Source organism: Flavobacteriales bacterium, assembly GCA_013214975.1.
Taxonomy (GTDB): domain Bacteria; phylum Bacteroidota; class Bacteroidia; order DT-38; family DT-38; genus DT-38.
Genome location: JABSPR010000410.1, coordinates 1 through 2,843, shown reverse-complemented (window position 1 = coordinate 2,843; position 2,843 = coordinate 1). Strand labels below are relative to the sequence as shown.

Here is a 2,843-nt window from a genome sequence, read left to right as displayed (position 1 = left end):
CCAACTTACCGACTTCAATAGTTCCTAGTTCATTTTCTTTTCTAAGTTGATAGGCTCCATTTTTTGTATATCCAGTAATCATTTGCTCTAGCGTCAGACGTTCGTCGCTAGGAGATCTAATTCCGTCATCTTCTGTTTCCCACCAATCTGTAGGGTATTGACGTGTATGACCAACCTGCATACCTAAGTATGGGTTGATATATGTTCTAAGCATGTCGCCTCCCCACCATTCATCGCTGGAGAAGGTTACATTGTTTCCTAAATCAAAGAGTGTTTTTGCCTTATACATGTTGGAGTATCTCTCTTTACCTAGAGACTCTTCAACAACATCTTTGTGATTAACACCTAGCCACCATGGGGTAAAATTGCATGTTACCCCAAGTTTCTTAATTCTTGGTATATCTGCTGGGTCTATAAGTTCTAGGTGAGCTATAGTTACTCGTGGGTAGAAGTTCTCTTTGGCAATATTTTGTGCGGCTTCAACAGCGTCTAATACTGTTCGCACGGTTAGATCACCTATTGTGTGTACATGTAAGTCGAGTTTTTCTTTACTAAGTTCTAGTAAAAAATCGCTTAGTTCGTTAGACGATAGGAGAGTATTACCAATATAGGATGTGTCGTTATGATAAGGCTCTAGTAATCCCACAGAATGGTTTTCATTAATACCATCCATGAAAATCTTAACAGTGTTGAATTGCAAAAGTTCACCACCATATTCTTTACGGTAACGTTTAATTTCAGGAATAGCCAATTTTAGACGTTCTGGAGTGAATACTTGATATGTGCCTTCATACCGGATTGGTAATTTGCCTTCCTTTTCTAGCTTCGATATTAAAGGATAAACCACATCTCCATAGCCTTTATTTCCAGCATCAAATAAAGTAGTTACTCCATATTCACTAAGAATTTGTAGTGTTTGGATAACACCTTCTTCGTGTGTTTTTTTATGCGCTTCTTTTTCTACGCCAAACTGTTTAGCAAAGTGTTGAACTCCTGCACCTTCTTTTATCCAGCCAGTTAATTCTCCACTCTCATCTCTAGCATATATGGCAACACCTGGTCTAGGGTCGGGTGTGTCTTTGTTTACACCAATCTTCTCCAAGGCTTTTGAATTTAACCAAAAGTCGTGTGCTGATGTACTCTCAAACCAAATAGGTCGATCTGAAACTACAGTATCTAGCACTTCTTTAGTCGGACCTGTTTTCCCATTCACATACATTTCTGTTGGCCAACAGCAGAGTCTTAACATCTTATCATCTGGGTGATTATCGGAATATGCCTTAACAGAAGCCAATAATTCTTCTTTTGTATCGCCTTCAATCTCTCCGAAATGTTCGACACCTACATATCCAGGATGCGAGTGCGCATCCGTTAGTCCAGGAATAATTAATTGCCCTTTTAGGTTGTACGTGATTGTACTATCGGAAGTAAAATCTAATGTACCTTCTGAATCTCCAACATAAATAAATTTTCCGTTCTTAATGGCAACAGCTTCTGCCCATTGTTGTTCACTATTAGATGTAAAAATCTTTGCACCAGTTATAATAATGTCCGCCTTATTATCAACTTTATTAGCCCCAGGATTGCAGGAAATAAGAATGGATACTGATAATAATAAGAGGTGAAATTGTTTTTTTAGAATCATATTATTGTGTTGTTATGAGGCGCAAAATCGAAGTGGCTCCTAGTTGCGGTGTTAAATATAGGAACAATGTTCTTATATCAAATTTCAATATAGAAACCGATATCGTAGGAATGATATCCTTAGCAAAATTTTAATGACCGATTATTAGAGCAATATGTATTGCTATTTTGCTGGAGGTGTATTCCCGGATGTGTAATATATATATATTCGAAATGGTGATTGCGCAATTTCGAAGATAAATTATTATCTACCAATATATTGGATTTCAGATAAGCTAATCGATATAGACTAATTAATTATGAGGATATTAATAACTGGAGGTGCCGGCTTTGTGGGGGCATCATTGTGTATGAGCTTAAAATCTAATTATCCTTCTTGCGATATAGTTGCCTTTGATAATTTAAAAGAAGAGGGTCTGAAATAAATATCTCCCAATTTATTGAATTAGTTATTGAATTTATTCATGGAGATATTCGAAATGTTGAAGACTTGGAATCTATTGGTGCGTTTGACGTATTAATTGAAGCGTCGGCAGAGGCATCTGTTACTTCTGGATTGGATTCTGATTCTAAATATATAATTAACAACAACTTAATTGGTTCTATTAATTGTTTCGATCTAAGTCTGAAGCACAAGGCCAATTTGATATTTCTATCTACTAGTAGAGTCTACCCAATTGATAAAATAGAAAATGCCAACTTTATTGAAGAGGAAACACGTTACGTTTTTTCAGATGAACAGAATGAAAAAGGGATCTCCCAGATGGGTATATCTGAAGAATTAAATCTATTTGGACCAAGATCTTTTTATGGTTCAACAAAGCTTTCGTCTGAAATATTACTTCAAGAATATTCTACCTTTTATGGTATGAAAACAGCAATAACGCGATTTGGAGTAATTGCTGGCCCTGGGCAAATGGGCAAGTTTGATCAAGGTGTAGTTTCTTTATGGATGGCACGACATTACTTTAAACAGCCTTTAAAGTATATAGGGTACGGTGTAAGTCTTCAAAGGAACCGAGCTAGAGACAAGTAAAATTAAGTCAAATTTGAATAACCTGTGACGGGTATGTTTTTCTGCGTTTTTTTTTATAGTGTTTTGTTTAATTATTTCTCTTTGCTTAAGCAGTTCTTTATCACGTCCAAAGTATACATCTGACGGAGTTACATTGTTGATTGATTCGTGGTATCTACGGTTG

1 protein-coding gene and 1 pseudogene are annotated in these 2,843 nt (G+C 36.2%); one reads left to right on the top strand and one right to left on the bottom strand.

All coding sequences use genetic code 11. The features are described from left to right. A partial coding sequence (locus HRT72_12795; GenBank protein NQY68583.1) for an amidohydrolase occupies positions 1 to 1,645 on the bottom strand: 1,645 nt, incomplete at its 3' end. 298 nt (positions 1,646 to 1,943) lie between these two features. Here HRT72_12795 and HRT72_12790 point away from each other — a divergent pair. Next, positions 1,944 to 2,680 (top strand): annotated as a pseudogene (locus HRT72_12790) (NAD-dependent epimerase/dehydratase family protein). Positions 2,681 to 2,843: the final 163 nt, after the last annotated feature.